Genomic DNA, 14,609 nt, shown 5'->3' with positions numbered 1-14,609 from the left:
TCCATGACCACGCCCTTCTGTTATTGGCTGACGCCAGTCCAATTGGTTTGCAAGGCTTCAAGGAAAATGCGCACGTTTTGTTTGTTTTCCATAATCGGTGCATAGATGTAGGAAAACATTCGGTAAAACGGTGGATGGTTCAGGCGAACGATGGACAGGTGGCCGTGCTCGATGTCGCGGGCGACGACGCTGCGCGACAGCAAGGACAGGGCGTTGCCGTTGATCAACGTTTCTTTAATGCCTTGGTTGCTGCTGATGATCATGAGCGATTTGACTTTCAGCCCGTTCGAGCGGATGAAATGGTTGAAATATTCCCTTGTTCCCGACCCGACTTCGCGCGCCACCCATGCTTCGTTTTGCAGCTCGGCGATCGTGACCTCCTCTTTTTGCGCCAGTTCGTGGCGGTTGGAGGCGACGATGACAAGCTCGTCCTGCATGAACGGATGAACGGACAGTTCTTTTTCGTTCGTTTGCCCTTCGATCAAGCCGATGTCGACTTGATATGATTTGACGAGTTCGACAATTTCTTTTGTGTTGCCGATCATGACCTCAAGCTCCAACTCTGGGTAACGTTTTTGGAAATCGGGCAAAAGCGGCGGCAAAATATACTCCCCAATCGTAAAGCTGGCGCCGATGGTCAATTTGCCTTTCACCGAATGATGGTGCTCCAAAATGTCTTGCTTTGTTTGTTCATAGAGCGCCACCATTTGTTTGGCGCGGTCGTACAACAGCTCGCCCGTCGGCGTCATGCGCAGCCGCTTCGGGGAGCGGATGAACAGTTTCGTCTGGAACTCCTTCTCTAAATTTTTAATGTGCAAGCTGACACTTGGCTGGGATAAATGGAGAATTTCCGCCGTCTTTGTGAAATTTTTCACTTCTGCTAACGTAATGAACGTCTTCAACTCGTCGTAATACATTGGCCAACCCCTCGCATGCAGCCTGACTGTTTTGTTGCGGATCATTATTAGTGATGTTAATAGTTTTAATAATTTATATTTATTTTACTAATGTTTTGTTTTGCGGTAAAGTGTAAATATGATACCCTCATTAAAGTATACTTGGCTTATAGGAATAATGGAATTTGGCGTTCGTCCTGTCGTTGAGACCGAAACGGCGCCAATCGTTCCATTTTATTTTATATTGTGAGGTGGACACCGTTGCAGCTGCAAGTAACCAACAGTCCGTTTACCCAGGAGCAGATTGAGCTTTTGAATCGTTTGTTGCCGACGTTGACGCCGTCGCAAAAGCTTTGGCTGAGCGGGTATTTGGCTGCTGCCGAGGCGGCGGTCGCCGTTTTGGATGCCGAAGCGCCGGCGCTGTTTGCTGGAAGCAGCAAACCGGTTTCGAAAGAAGTGACGGTATTGTACGGCTCGCAAACCGGCAATGCGCAAAAGTTGGCTGAAAAAGCCGGCAAGGCGCTTAAGGAGCGCGGATTCGAGGCGAAAGTGTCGTCCATGCTTGACTTTAAGCCGAATGAATTGAAGAAAGTCGAGACGCTGCTCATCGTCGTGAGCACGCATGGGGAAGGCGATCCGCCGGACAATGCGGTATCGTTTTACGAATTTCTCCACAGCAAACGGGCGCCAAAGCTCAACCATCTTCGTTTCTCTGTCTTGGCGCTCGGCGATACGTCGTACGAGCATTTTTGCCAGACGGGGAAAGATTTCGACAAACGTCTTGAGGAGCTGGGCGGAACACGGTTTTATCCGCGCTTCGATTGCGATGTCGACTATGAAGAAGCGGCGGCGAAATGGCTTGATGGCGTGCTTGGCGAGTTAAGCAAAGAAGCGAATGCCCATGTTGGGGCCACGCCGCTTTTGTCCGCTGCGGCCACGGCGCCAAAAATGGAACCAGCTGTCGTCTATTCGCGGAAAAACCCGTTCCCGGCCGAGGTGCTTGAAAACATCAACTTAAACGGCCGCGGATCGAACAAGGAAACGCGCCATTTGGAATTGTCGCTCGAGGGATCGGGGTTGAAGTACGAACCGGGCGATGCGCTTGGCATTTTCCCGAAAAATGATCCCGAGCTTGTCGACCTCATCATCCAAGAAATGAAATGGAACCCGGAAGAAACGGTGACGATCGACAAAGATGGGGAAGTGCGGTCGCTGCGTGAAGCGCTCACCTCACATTTTGAAATTACGGTGCTGACGAAAGCGCTGTTGCAAAAGCTTGCGCCGCTGTCGAAAAACAGCGAGCTTCAAGCGCTTGTGGCGCCCGGCAATGAAGCCAAATTGAAAGAATACGCCAAAGGCCGTGATTTGTTGGATGCGCTCCGCGATTTCGGCCCATGGGACGCCACTTTGCAGCAACTCATCTCCATCTTGCGGAAAATGCCGCCGCGCCTGTACTCGATCGCGAGCAGCTTAGCGGCCTATCCAGATGAAGTGCACTTGACGATCGGTGCGGTCCGTTATGAGTCGCACGGCCGCCTGCGCAAAGGGGTGTGCTCGACGTTCTGCGCCGAACGCGTCCAAATCGGCGATACGTTGCCGGTCTTTGTGCAGCCGAACCCGAACTTTAAGTTGCCGAAGGATCCCGACACGCCGATCATTATGATCGGTCCAGGCACCGGAGTGGCGCCGTTCCGCGCCTTTATGCAAGAGCGCGAGGCCATCGGGGCGAAAGGAAAATCGTGGCTCTTTTTCGGGGACCAACACTTTATGACCGACTTCCTGTATCAAACCGAATGGCTCGCATGGTTGAAAAGCGGTGTGCTGACCAAAATGGATGTCGCCTTCTCTCGCGATACGGAGAAGAAAGTGTATGTGCAGCACCGGATGATTGAACGAAGCAAAGAGCTGTTCGGTTGGCTTGAGGAAGGTGCTGTCGTCTACGTTTGCGGCGACAAGCAACACATGGCGCGCGACGTTCATCAGACGTTGATCGAGATTATCGAAAAAGAGGGCGGCATGAGCCGCGAACAGGCGGAAGCGTATTTGACGGAAATGCAAAAGCAAAAACGGTACCAACGCGACGTCTATTAATCTCTAAAGAAGGAGTGGAATCGGAAATGGCGAAAGTCGTGTTAAAAGCGCCGGACGGACCGCCAAGCGATGTCGAGCGCATTAAACAGGAAAGCCGTTACTTGCGCGGCACGCTTGCCGAAACGATGGAAGACCCGCTCAGCGCGGGCATCCCAGATGATGACAACCGGCTGATGAAGTTTCACGGCAGCTACTTGCAAGACGACCGCGACGTGCGCACCGAACGGCAAAAACAAAAGCTTGAACCGGCCTATCAATTTATGATCCGCGTGCGCACGCCGGGCGGGGTGGCGACGCCCGAACAGTGGCTTGTCATGGATGAACTTGCCCGCAAATACGCGAACGGCACGTTAAAATTAACGACGCGCCAGGCGTTCCAACTGCACGGCGTCTTGAAATGGAACGTGAAAAAAACGATGCAAGCCATCAATGGCGCCTTGATGACGACACTCGCCGCCTGTGGCGACGTCAACCGAAACGTCATGTGCAACCCGAACCCGTACCAGTCGGAAGTGCATGCGGAAGTGTATGAATGGGCGAAGCTGATCAGCGACCATTTGCTGCCGCGGACGAGGGCGTATTACGAAATTTGGCTTGATGATGAAAAAGTCGCCGGCACGCCGCCGGTCGACGGTGAAGAAGAACCGATTTACGGTCCGACGTATTTGCCGCGGAAGTTTAAAATCGGCATCGCCGTTCCGCCGTCCAACGACGTGGATGTGTTCTCGCAAGACATTGGGTTCATCGCCATTGTCGAGGACGGCAAGCTCGCCGGGTTTAATGTCGCCATCGGCGGCGGCATGGGGATGACCCATGGGGACAAAACGACGTATCCGCAACTGGCGAAAGTGATCGGCTTCTGCAAGCCGGATCAAGTCGTGGAAGTGGCGGAGAAAATTATGACCGTTCAGCGCGACTACGGCAACCGCTCATCGCGCAAACACGCCCGCTTCAAATACACGATCGATCGGCTTGGGCTGGAAGCGGTGAAAGAAGAAATTGAGCGCCGCCTCGGCTGGAGGCTCGGCGAAGCGCGCCCGTACCATTTCGAGCATAGCGGCGACCGCTACGGCTGGGTCGAAGGCGTCAATGGGACATGGCATTTCACGCTCTTTGTCGAAGGCGGCCGCGTCAAAGACTACGACGATTACAAGCTGATGACCGGCCTGCGCGAAATCGCGAAAGTCCATACCGGCGATTTCCGGTTGACGCCAAACCAAAACTTGATCATCGCCAATGTCACGAGCGAGAAAAAGCCGGAAATCGAGGCGCTCATCGCCAAATACGGCTTGACCGACGGCCGCCGGTACACCGCCTTGCGCCGCAACGCGCTCGCCTGTGTCGCCTTGCCGACGTGCGGTTTGGCGATGGCGGAAGCGGAGCGGTACTTGCCGAAACTGCTCGATAAAATCGAGGAAATTATCGATGAAAACGGTTTGCGCGACGAAGAAATCACGATCCGCATGACGGGCTGTCCGAACGGCTGCGCCCGCCACGTGCTCGCGGAAATCGCCTTCGTCGGCAAAGCGGTCGGCAAATACAACATGTACCTTGGAGCCGCGTTCAACGGCACGCGCTTAGGCAAACTGTACCGCGAAAACATCGGCGAGGAGGAAATTTTGCGCGAACTGCGCATGCTCCTATCCCGCTATGCGAAAGAGCGGCTTGACGGTGAACACTTCGGCGACTTCGTCATCCGCGCCGGCATCGTCAAAGAAGTGACGGATGGGACGAATTTCCATGATTAAAGTGGTCAGGGTGAAATGGAAACCAGCCTCTCCTTGTTTAGGGGAGGTTGGTTTTTTGTTGCTTTCATGCAATGGCTTCGGTGTTTTGTTCATTGTAGCCGCATTCAATCTATATTAGGTTGTAATAAAGGATTTCCGATCTCCATGTCCTATCTTTATCACTTGAAAAGCTGGCACGGTGACAAAAAGAGCGAACAATGCTATGTAAAAAAGTTGCAACTTATATAATTCACAAAATATTTCAACTATATTATAGTAGTGTTATGAACTTGTATTTTTCAGATCATGACCAGGGGCAAACATTTTTTCCAAGATCGTATGCAGCGATCACGTGAATGGAAAGGGGGAGAAGATATTATGAAGATGGGAACAGAAAAACAAACATACTTGAATTACATCAATGGCGAATGGATTCATTCCTCCACTGGAAAAATCGAAGCCAGCCTTAACCCAGCCAACATCGATGATATCGTCGGCTACGTTCAAGAGTCCGGCGCGGAAGATGTGAACGCCGCGGTGGAGGCGGCGCGAAGGGCGCAGGCGGCATGGCGGAAGCTGTCCGGCCCGAAACGCGGAGAGTATTTGTTCCGCGCGGCTGACGTTCTTGAGAAACGGCTTGACGAGATCGCCGAAACGATGACAAGAGAAATGGGAAAAACGCTCCCGGAAGCAAAAGGGGAAGTGCAGCGGGGAGTCAATATTTTGCGCTACTATGCTGGGGAGGGGATGCGGTCCATCGGCGAGGTCATTCCATCCATGGACGGCGAAGCGTTGATGTTTACCACGCGCGTGCCTCTTGGCGTGGTTGGGGTCATCACGCCGTGGAACTTTCCAGTCGCGATTCCGATTTGGAAAATCGCACCCGCCATCGTCTATGGAAACACCGTTGTGTTTAAGCCGGCGCAAGAAACAGCTGTCACCGCCGCGAAAATCGTGGAGTGCTTTGATCAAGCGGGGCTGCCGGCCGGCGTTGTGAATTTGGTGACGGGCAAAGGATCGGTCATCGGCAATGCGATCGCCGAACACCCCCATATTCACGGCATCACCTTCACCGGCTCCAATGAAGTCGGCAAAACGATCGCCCAAAAAGCGGTGGCCCGAGGGGCGAAATACCAGCTGGAAATGGGCGGAAAGAATCCGGTGATCGTGCTCGAGGACGCTGACCTTGATCGCGCCGTCGAAGCGACGATTAGCGGAGGACTGCGTTCGACGGGGCAAAAATGTACGGCGACAAGCCGTGTCTTCGTTCAGAGTTCCATCTATGAATCGTTTAAAGAACAATTATTAGCGAAGATTAAACAGTTGAAAATTGGCGACGGACTGAAAGAAGGCGTCTGGATGGGCCCGTGCGCCAGCCGGAAGCAGTTGGAGACGATTCTTTCTTATATCGAAAAAGGGATCGAAGAAGGGGCGACATTGCTTTGCGGCGGCCGCCGCTTGGTCGATGGAGAGCTCGGAAACGGGTTTTATATAGAGCCGACGGTGTTTGAGAACGTATCCCCGAACATGACGATCGCTCGCGAGGAAATTTTCGGGCCGGTGCTCGCCTTAATTAAAGTGGACACGTTTGAAGAAGCGTTAACCTTAGCCAATGACACACCGTTTGGCCTTAGCGCCTCGATTTTCACGCAAAATATCGGCAAGATGCTCGCGTTCATCCAAGACATCGAGGCCGGACTCGTCCGGATTAATGAAGAAAGCGCCGGCGTCGAACTGCAAGCGCCGTTTGGCGGGATGAAGCAGTCCAGCTCCCACTCGCGGGAACAAGGACGGGCGGCCATCGAGTTTTTCACGGCGATTAAAACGGTGTTTGTAAAAGGATAAGAAGTTGAGGAAAGTGCGCTGCCGTTTGGGCAGGGCGCTTTTTTAGCGTGAGGGAATTGGCAAAGGCGATTGTCGGCGAGCAAACGGTTTGCTTACATATAGAGGAAATAGCATGTGCGGGAGGGAGAGCGGCATGAGCCAATCAGGCGAGCAACGCCGGTATACGCTCGGCGAGTTCTTTTCTTTAGCTGGAGACGAGCGGATGGAGCTGTACGAAGGAACGATTGTGTTGATGTCCCCAGCTCCTTATGAGCATGAAGGGGTGGTCGCCAATTTGATTGCCGAGTTTCGCATGGCGTTAAAAGGAAGTCCTTGCCTTGTGTTCGGCAGCAATCTCCAAGTCGTTCTTTTGTTTGAAGATGAACAAAAAGGAACGAAAAATGTAACGGTGTTGCCTGACCTATCCATTATTTGCGATCGAACGAAACTGCGCCAAGGGCGGTGTTACGGCGCTCCCGACCTGGTGGTGGAAGTGTTGTCGCCAAGCACGGCCCGCAACGATCGGCTGCTTAAGCGTCATTATTATGAGAAAGCAGGAGTCCGCGAGTACTGGCTTGTCGATTATCAGCACCAGGTGATGGAAAAATATGTTTGGCAATCGGGGACGTTTCAGCTAGAAGACGTGTACGATGCAGCCAACGGGGCGGCTGCATCGACCATGTTTCCCGAGGTGCGTTTTTCCGTGAAGGAGATTTTTGCGTTTTTGTCGTCGTAAAGAGCGGCACAGGCACATACAAAATAACAACAAGCATAACGGCCGACTCAAAGAAATGATCCGTATCGCGAAACGGGCAGCAGAGTCGGACTTGCCAGTGTTCATTATGGGGGAAAGCGGAACCGGCAAGGAGCTGTTCGCCTAGGCGATTCATCAGGAAAGCCCGCGGGCTGACCGCCCATTCGTTCCTGTAAACTGTGCGGCCATTCCTGACGCTTTGCTGGAAAGCGAATTGTTCGGCTATGTGGAGGGATCGTTTACACATGCGAAAAAAGGAGGAAAAATCGGGCTGTTTGAACTGGCGGACGGGGGAAATGGTTAAATAAGTTGAACAAGAGCTTAGATAACGGACAGGCGGGCTTAGGCGGCCCGCCTGCTTTATCGTCATAAAATGACATTCTTAATTTTGTAGATTTCCCGTTCGTGTTCGATGACTTTGTTCGAGAGGAAGGTGATGTCAAGCTTGATGTTGTTCAGCTGTTCGGTGAATGATTGGGCATGGGAATCGACTTTTTTCTCTAAGGCGTCGAGTCTTTGGTGGATGGAAGAGACTTCGCCGTGAAGTTTATGCACGTCCATCGCGAGGGCGTCGAGTGCAGCGTCGGTTTCATCCTGGCGGTGAAGAAGAGCAGACATCAGATCATACAGCTCTTTTTGGCCGGCTTTGATATGGGCTTGTTCTTCTTCTAACCGCTTTTGGCCTTCAAGGAGAGCTTGCTGGATCCGTCGGAATTCTTCCTGTTCTTTTCGCATTTCTTGTTGTTCTCTTCGGATCTCCTGCTGCTCTTTCCGCATTTCTTGCTGTTCTCTTCGGATCTCCTGCTGTTCTTTTCGCATTTCTTGTTGTTCTCTTCGGATCTCCTGCTGTTCTTTTCGCATTTCTTGCTGTTCTCTTCGGATCTCCTGCTGTTCTTTTCGCATTTCTTGTTGTTCTCTTCGGATCTCCTGCTGCTCTTTCCGCATTTCTTGCTGTTCTCTTCGGATCTCCTGCTGTTCTTTTCGCATTTCTTGTTGTTCTCTTCGGATCTCCTGCTGCTCTTTCCGTATTTCTTGTTGTTCTCTTCGGATCTCCTGCTGCTCTTTTCGCATTTCTTGTTGTTCCGCTTCCAGCCGTTTGTGGCTTTCGACGAGGAGATGCAACGTGTTTTCGATATGACCGAGCCGGTCGAACAGTTGCAAGAGGATCTCTTCGCTCATGGTTGGCCCCTCTTTCATTCTAATTTCTTTCATTATAGCACATATGTTCTTGTCGGACAAGCACGAATGGTGTATATAGGAAAGCGTACAAACATATGATACAATGAATAAACAAACTGACAAGTCCCAGTGCGGATGTCGGCTAGTATGTTTTTAGAAAGGGATCGATGTATGCTTTACGTTTCTCCTGCCAAAATCGCAAGCTATTTTTATCATGAGTGCGAGCGGAATTTTTATTTTCAGTCGTTGGCGAAAGAGCGGCGCGGCGAGCTCGATGTGCCGGAAGAGCTGTTTGAGCGGCCCGCGGTTCATGAGGGAGTGCTGCGCCGAGGAGTTGAGTGGGAAGAGGAAGTGATCACGACCCATTTGGCCGGCCAAGTGAAGATGGGAGAGCGAGAGCCTGGCGTGCCGATTTCCCACTGCTATTTGGATGGCGAGGAAACGATCCGCGAGTTGAAGCGGCCGAGCAAGCGATATTTGTATCAGCCGACATTGATCGCGCCGCCGCGCTTTTACGAACGGTACGGGTTGGATCGGGACGACATCCATTTTGCGGCGTGCCGCCCGGATTTGATTGAGTGCATACCGGGACAAAACGGCTTTGTGTTTCGCATCATCGACATCAAATCATCAGACGTGTTGAAGCTTTCCCACCGCGTGCAAACGGCGTTGTACGCCTTGATTTTGTCTTCCGTTTTAGAGGAGCACGGCATTAGGGGCAATGTGGATTGGCGCGAAGCGGGGGTATGGACGTACAAAACCGAGCAGCCGCAAGCAGCGGATATCAGCCAGTTGCTCCCGTATCTCGAACAGTTTTTGGCTGGCGAACTGACGGCGCTGGCCGAGAAGCAACCCGATGAGCTGTTTTGGCACTTAGATTACCGGTGTGAATGGTGTCCGTTTTATGACTATTGTTTCGACAAAGCACGGCAACAGAAGCACATTTCCCTCGTTCCGTACTTATCGAACTACACGTCCCGCTTCATCCGTGAGCGGCAGCTGCCTGAGACGATCGGTGAGTTTCGCCAATTTCTTGAACGTCAAGAAAACAGGCATGTGCTGAAACAAAACGCCGGGCTGGCGCGCCAACTTCGGCGGCTTGAAGCGCAGCTTGAGGCCATCACGCAAGAAAAAGTCGTTCCGTATGACCGTGCGGTGACGCATATGCCGATATGGGAAGACATCCGTCTTATTCTCACCGCGCAACGCGACCCGTTGACGGGCAAGATCGCGGCGGCATCGCTGTACCGTGTTGGTGGAACAGACGTGTTTGGAACGGGATCGGAAATGCATCATGTTATCGCCGGTTCGTTTGAGGAATGCGACGAGGTTGGCCGAAAGCTGGCCGATGCGCTGGACCGCCTGCTTCATACGGTGCACGATTACAACCGAGAGCGAGAGTGGCGGGCGCAAAAGTCCGTGCAGGCGTATGTCGTCGACAACTATGAATGGGACAATGTGCAACAGTTGCTTCAAGAGCTTTTGTTCGATCCAGAATATCAAGAAAAAGCCGTTCGGTTGCTGTCTTATTTTCATAGCAGCTCATTAGCAAGTGCCAGCGACCACCCAAGCGAAATGGTTCCGCTTCCTGTCGTTGTCCTGACAACGGCCGTGAGCCAGCTGTTCGCCTTGCCGGCGCATGTCGCGTACCGTCTTGAAGACTTGTCGCGATATATTGCGGCCTACAATGATTCGCCGTTTCTGTACTCGGCGAGTGAGCGTTTTTCATTTCGTTTGACAAACGCCATGAAACTGGATGTGCTGCACGACGCCTGGCAAACGGGGGACGAGGAAAAACGAAAAGCGGTCGAGAAGGAGCTAAGCCGGCGTCTTTGGGCCGCAAGCAGCATTATCCAAGGCATCCGCGTCTGGGCTGAGAGCGTCCATCCTTCGCCGCTTATTGTCTGGCCGGAAAAATTTGCTTTTCCCGATCTGGCTGATTACCGTGATCCGCTTGTGTCCAAGCTGGCGTTTATGGCGCGCTACGAGGCGCTATTAAACTACTTGGAAATTCGCCGAAGCCGCCTGCTCCCGCTTTCGGAGCGGCTTGAGAACGGAGTGACGCTTCATGTCACGTACCTTGGCGGCGATCGGTTCCGATTGAACAACCGGCAGGCGCTTGAAGCGATCGATCAAAAGGCGAGCTGGATTTTGACGGAGTGCAATGAGGAAGGGGAAAAGGCGCAACAGGCGTTTCCAGATTATAAGTATTCCAGCGAATGGAAGCCGCCCCAATGGGCCAATTTGTACTTTACCCGCATTCGCGCCATCGAAGATGATGGCAAGACAGCTGAACTCGAGCTCGAGTTGCCCAAATGGATCGACCGGTTCCCGCTTGTGGAAGGAGAGGAGTATCGGCTGTCGATCCGGCATGCCGATTTTACCACCCGGCGCGTCTTGCAGGCGTTGCAACAGTTGGATCAGGAAAATCATCGCATCTTGGACTTGATTCGCGATCCGATTCGCTATCGGAAAACGTTTCGTCCCAACTGGGATGTAGAGGAGGTGAAGGCGCTCCTCCGCCAAAGCGGGCTGACGAAAAGCCAGCGCCAGGCGTTTCTTCAATTTCTTCGTCATACGTTGACACTCGTCTGGGGGCCGCCTGGCACCGGAAAAACGCACTTTATCGCCGCCGCTCTTCAGTTGCTTATGGCGATTTACGAACATCAGGGGCGGAGGCTTGCCATTCTCATCTCCGGCTTCACTCACGCGGCGATTGAAAACTGCCTGCGCAAAATTCAGGAGCTTGCGCCGCGGCGCAGCGTCCATATCGCGAAACTCGGCGAGATTCAGACGGAAAACGCCAAAGGAATCGCCGAGGTGGCGGACCGTGACCTTCTCGGATGGCTTGGCAGCGGCGGCCATCGGGTGCTTGGCGCCACGCTGTACGGCATTCAAAGGGCATACGAAAAAGGCTATATAGAAGGGTTTGACGTCGTCGTCCTTGATGAGGCGTCGCAAATCCGCGTGGCCGATTCACTGTTGGCGTTACGCCATGTCAAAAAAGCAGGCAGGCTGCTCATTGTCGGCGACCATTTCCAGCTGCCGCCGATCATTCAAGGGACGTATGCGGCCGGCGAAGGGGAGCCGCACTTGTTCGACTCGATTTTCCGCCTGTTGTTTGACGCCGATGTCGAGAAGCGGTATACCCGCCAATTGACGGACAATTTCCGTATGAATGAGGCGCTTTGCCGCTACCCGGCCGATCGGATTTATGGACGTGACTATACGGCGTTCAACCGCCAAATTGCCGAGCAAACATTGGCGCTCGTCGACGCTCCAACTGCCGATGAATGGGTGGAAGCGGCGATCGACCCCGATTATCCGCTTGTTGTTTGCGTTTATGATGGTGCGCACGGCACGCAAGAAAATGAGGCCGAAGCGCGCTGGGTGGCCAACATAACGAGGGTGCTTCGGGAACGGCTCCTTGATGGTGATGGAAAACGGTATGATGACACGCCGGATGGCGATCAAGCGTTTTGGCGCCACGGGCTGTTTATCATCTCGCCACATCGGGCGCAAATCCGCGCCATTCGCCGTGAGCTTGAACGCCAAGAATTGCGCCCGCCGTTTTTCGTCGATACGGTTGATAAAATGCAAGGGCAAGAGGCGGATGCGGCGATCATTAGCTACGGCGTCGCCGACCCTGAACTGGCTGTGATGGAAGGGGAGTTCATCTACAGTTTGAACCGCCTCAACGTTTCGCTTACACGGGCGCGGAAAAAGACGATCCTCTTCCTCTCGCGCCAACTCATGTCGCCGTCGCTTCAGGTGATCGGCAACGAGGAATACCGTGAAGGAGTGAATTTTATGCTCGGGCTCGAGCACTACGCTTCACGGCGTGGGGAAGCCCGGGCATTCATGATCGACGGCGTCAAACTGTACATGTACCGGGTCGGCTGTTCTAAGCTTGAAAAGGTGGACCATTCCTCTCTTTGAAAACCGTATGAGCGGTCGCCATCCGCCATGCCGCCTTCTCCATTTGTTGGCTCGTTTTGTTTCCATGCTGAGCGCAGCCGCGCACGGTTCGGAAGAGGGGGCATGGCGATTTTTTTGGGGACGGAATGGGGATTGATGTACGAACGGTGAATAGTTGATAAGAAAATTAAGGGAGGAAACCGCCGAGCCATGGAGAAATAATGGAAATAAGATTTGTCGATAAGAAGCACTGTGCTAGGAATACGCGACAAGAGAGGGGGCGTGCCATGGCAAACGTCGGCGGGAGAAGGAAACCGGCAGCGGATGCAAGGCTTGAGGCGATCAAAAAGCTCTTTCCGGAAGCGGTTGTGGATGGGGGCATCGATTGGGAGTTGCTGAAGAAAGTGTTTGGCGGTCACGAACGGCAAGAAGCATATGAGTTCACGTGGCCGGGGAAGGCGGAGGCGAGGCGGCTCGCTGAGCTGCCTGCGTCCGGAGTATTGCGGCCGGATCAGGCAGCGAGCAAACAGTGGGAGACGACGAACAATTGGTATATTGAAGGAGACAATTTAGAGGCGTTAAAGCTGCTGAGAACGTCGCATGCGGGAACCATTCAAATGATTTACATCGATCCGCCGTACAATACAGGAAAAGTGCTCACGTACAAAGACAATTGGCGCAAGGGGAAAGCCGTTGTTCCTAGCGGAATCCAGGAAGAAGCGCGTGCCCATGCCGGCTGGCTCAACATGATGTACCCGCGCCTTTGGGTGGCGAGGGAGCTGTTAGCCGAGACGGGGGCCATCTTTATCTCCATTGATGATACGGAGCAGGCGAATTTGAGAAAAATGTGCGATGAAATTTTTGGCGAGCGGAATTTTGTCGCCACGTTCATTTGGCAGCGGGCGTTTTCGCCCGTGAATATGAACAAGTTCGCCTCGCGCAACCATGATTTCATTTTATGCTATGCGAAAAACATCGATCGCCTGGCTTGGTACGGCTTGCCGCGCCATCCGGAAGCGGATGGGCGGTATGCCAACCCAGACAATGACCCACGCGGTCCATGGACGTCAGGCGATTTGTCGGTGGGTCCGCCGATTCCGGAAAAGATTTATGAGATTGTGACGCCAAGCGGTCGGGTCGTTTCCCCGCCGAATGGGTATTGCTGGCGGGTGACGAAGGAGCGCTTCGCCGAGCTGGCGGCGGATAACCGCATTTGGTTTGGCAAAGACGGAAACGGGGTGCCGCGCCTGAAGCGGTTTTTAAGCGAAGTGAAGTCGACGGTGACGCCGCTTACGATTTGGACGCATGACGAGGTGTCCCATTCGCAGGAGGCGAAAAAGGAGCTGAAGGAGCTGTTCGGCGGGCTGGCGGTGATGGATTACCCGAAGCCGGTGAAGCTCATTCAGCGCATGGTGGCGCTGACAACGAGAGATGACGACCTCATCCTCGACTTTTTTTCCGGCTCGGCGACAACAGCCCATGCCGTCATGCAGCAAAACGCCGAAGACGGCGGCCGGCGGTCGTTTCTCATGGTGCAGCTTCCCGAGCCGCTTGCGGAAACGTCAGCGGCGTATCGGGCGGGGTTTCGAACGATTTGCGACATCGGCCGCGAGCGCATTCGCCGCGCGGGAGAGAAAATCGTCCGTGAAACGGGGAAGACAGAGCTTGATATCGGCTTTCGTGTATTTCGGCTCGAGAAGAAATCGAAGCAGCCCGCTCGCTAGGCGGACGGGCTGCTTTTCGATTCGGCTGATGAAAAGCGCTTTGGTAAAGCAGGCGTTGCGTCTATGTTCCGAGTCCCTGATGTCCGTTGTTTCAGGCGCTTTTTACAATGACGGCGCAGCCCAGCGGTGGTCGACAAAGACGTCGTACTCCGCGGCAATCGTTTCTTTGAGCTCCGCTAAAGACGGGATGCCGTCGGCGAAAGTGTAGGTGTCAAGGCAAATGAGGGAGTATTCGTCGCCGGGATCAAATACGATGGTGACGACTTCTTCTGTTCCGGCGTCCACTTGCCGGATGGTGTCGCCGTCTTCCGGCTCAACGAGTACGTTTTGGTATGTTTCGCGAATCACGTAGTAGCCTTCCTGCAATTGTTCAGTGAATAGATGTTCGATGTCCGTCAGTTCGTGGACAATCATTATTTAAGTCCTCCTAACTTGTGAAATCATTCTCAATGTCAGTATATAACGTAGTCGCTGTCGATATAATAGATGCCGTGGA

At 53.3% G+C, this 14,609-nt stretch carries 9 protein-coding genes and 1 pseudogene; 7 read left to right on the top strand and 3 right to left on the bottom strand.

Translation table 11 applies throughout. The features are described 5' to 3' along the window. Window positions 1-20 precede the first annotated feature (20 nt). Complete coding sequence (locus tag ACVX3G_RS13325; RefSeq protein WP_023633969.1) at window positions 21-917, bottom strand: LysR family transcriptional regulator; 897 nt, start codon at window positions 915-917, stop codon at window positions 21-23. A gap of 240 nt (window positions 918-1,157) precedes the next feature. Here ACVX3G_RS13325 and ACVX3G_RS13320 point away from each other — a divergent pair, with 240 nt between their 5' ends. The 5 genes and pseudogenes from ACVX3G_RS13320 to ACVX3G_RS13300 form a co-directional block, all read left to right on the top strand. Next, a complete protein-coding gene (locus tag ACVX3G_RS13320) occupies window positions 1,158-2,987 on the top strand; it encodes an assimilatory sulfite reductase (NADPH) flavoprotein subunit (RefSeq protein ID WP_033845449.1) in 1,830 nt (609 codons plus the stop codon). Window positions 2,988-3,013: 26 nt separating this feature from the next. After that, entirely contained in the window at window positions 3,014-4,735 is a 1,722-nt protein-coding gene (gene cysI / locus ACVX3G_RS13315; protein WP_020278761.1) for an assimilatory sulfite reductase (NADPH) hemoprotein subunit, read from the top strand. 357 nt (window positions 4,736-5,092) lie between these two features. After that, complete coding sequence (gene gucD, locus ACVX3G_RS13310) at window positions 5,093-6,559, top strand: alpha-ketoglutaric semialdehyde dehydrogenase GucD (RefSeq protein ID WP_033845447.1); 1,467 nt, start codon at window positions 5,093-5,095, stop codon at window positions 6,557-6,559. A 133-nt stretch (window positions 6,560-6,692) separates the two neighbouring features. Further along, on the top strand, window positions 6,693-7,274 hold the full coding sequence (locus tag ACVX3G_RS13305) for a Uma2 family endonuclease (RefSeq protein ID WP_011230908.1): 582 nt from the start codon (window positions 6,693-6,695) through the stop codon (window positions 7,272-7,274). Between the two features lie 46 nt (window positions 7,275-7,320). Beyond that, a pseudogene (locus tag ACVX3G_RS13300) lies at window positions 7,321-7,587 on the top strand (sigma 54-interacting transcriptional regulator); the annotation flags it as partial. Between the two features lie 71 nt (window positions 7,588-7,658). Here the strand turns inward: ACVX3G_RS13300 and ACVX3G_RS13295 are convergent. Continuing rightward, the gene (locus tag ACVX3G_RS13295) at window positions 7,659-8,471 is read right to left on the bottom strand and encodes a coiled-coil domain-containing protein (RefSeq protein ID WP_110107774.1); all 813 of its coding nucleotides are present in this window, start codon (window positions 8,469-8,471) and stop codon (window positions 7,659-7,661) included. A gap of 171 nt (window positions 8,472-8,642) precedes the next feature. Here ACVX3G_RS13295 and ACVX3G_RS13290 point away from each other — a divergent pair, with 171 nt between their 5' ends. Further along, the gene (locus ACVX3G_RS13290; protein ID WP_479454551.1) at window positions 8,643-12,410 is read left to right on the top strand and encodes a bifunctional RecB family nuclease/DEAD/DEAH box helicase; all 3,768 of its coding nucleotides are present in this window, start codon (window positions 8,643-8,645) and stop codon (window positions 12,408-12,410) included. Window positions 12,411-12,676: 266 nt separating this feature from the next. Beyond that, the gene (locus tag ACVX3G_RS13285) at window positions 12,677-14,113 is read left to right on the top strand and encodes a site-specific DNA-methyltransferase (protein ID WP_011230912.1); all 1,437 of its coding nucleotides are present in this window, start codon (window positions 12,677-12,679) and stop codon (window positions 14,111-14,113) included. Between the two features lie 102 nt (window positions 14,114-14,215). Here ACVX3G_RS13285 and ACVX3G_RS13280 read toward each other — a convergent pair whose 3' ends face one another. After that, window positions 14,216-14,527, bottom strand: coding sequence for a hypothetical protein (locus ACVX3G_RS13280; RefSeq protein WP_011230913.1), 312 nt, complete (start codon window positions 14,525-14,527; stop codon window positions 14,216-14,218). Between the last annotated feature and the right edge of the window lie 82 nt (window positions 14,528-14,609).

It is taken from the genome of Geobacillus sp. PLS 41, assembly GCF_056494105.1.
The sequence above is the reverse complement of the archived record's forward strand: the minus strand, read 5'-3'. Positions and strand labels throughout refer to the sequence as shown.

Coding starts and splice junctions, on each gene's coding strand:
- ACVX3G_RS13295 (WP_110107774.1), bottom strand. CDS start 8,471: ATGAGCGAAGAGATCCTCTTGCAACTGTTCGACCGGCTCGGTCATATC.
- ACVX3G_RS13285 (WP_011230912.1), top strand. CDS start 12,677: ATGGCAAACGTCGGCGGGAGAAGGAAACCGGCAGCGGATGCAAGGCTT.
- ACVX3G_RS13305 (WP_011230908.1), top strand. CDS start 6,693: ATGAGCCAATCAGGCGAGCAACGCCGGTATACGCTCGGCGAGTTCTTT.
- cysI (WP_020278761.1), top strand. CDS start 3,014: ATGGCGAAAGTCGTGTTAAAAGCGCCGGACGGACCGCCAAGCGATGTC.
- ACVX3G_RS13325 (WP_023633969.1), bottom strand. CDS start 917: ATGTATTACGACGAGTTGAAGACGTTCATTACGTTAGCAGAAGTGAAA.
- ACVX3G_RS13290 (WP_479454551.1), top strand. CDS start 8,643: ATGCTTTACGTTTCTCCTGCCAAAATCGCAAGCTATTTTTATCATGAG.
- ACVX3G_RS13280 (WP_011230913.1), bottom strand. CDS start 14,527: ATGATTGTCCACGAACTGACGGACATCGAACATCTATTCACTGAACAA.
- gucD (WP_033845447.1), top strand. CDS start 5,093: ATGAAGATGGGAACAGAAAAACAAACATACTTGAATTACATCAATGGC.